Source organism: Virgibacillus profundi, assembly GCF_002287375.1.
Classification (GTDB): Bacteria; Bacillota; Bacilli; order Bacillales; family Amphibacillaceae; genus Virgibacillus_K; species Virgibacillus_K profundi.
On record NZ_NPOA01000046.1, the window covers coordinates 1 to 508 of the forward strand.

Below are 508 nucleotides of genomic sequence, written 5' to 3' on the forward strand. Positions count from 1 at the left end.
CAAGACTAAGCGCGGTAATTCCAGCTCCAATATCAATTGATGGAAATAAACTCAAAGGATGTGTTATTGGAACTCCAGTAGCAAGTGCGCAAGTAAAATCGGCAATATTATTAGCAGGTCTCAAGGCCTCTGGAACCACTTCTGTTATTGAACCAGCATCCTCAAGAGATCATACCGAAAGAATGTTAAAAGCATTTGGAGCAGATATTAGTATTAGAGGTGGCGGTCGGCATGCTTGCCGTTACTGCTGTCTTGCGCTGTGCTTTTTGCTGGAGGGTGGCAGGTGCTCTTAATCGGGTGTCTGTTGTCGCCAGCAGGTTTACTTTGAAAAAATTAGAGTGTTCAAAGCAGGCTGTTACGCCTGAATATTCGTGCATGGAATAATAGAATAGGACGTCGGTTCTATTTTGTTGGTTTTCGGGACTCGACGTAATGATTAATAGGGACAGTCGGGGGCATTCGTATTCAAACGACAGAGGTGAAATTCTTGGATTAAGGTAGATTCATC

General features: G+C 43.5%; 1 pseudogene. It reads left to right on the top strand.

Annotation, left to right across the window (positions count from 1 at the left end):
* Positions 1-221, top strand: a pseudogene (locus CIL05_RS21510) (carboxyvinyltransferase); the annotation flags it as partial.
* Between the last annotated feature and the right edge of the window lie 287 nt (positions 222-508).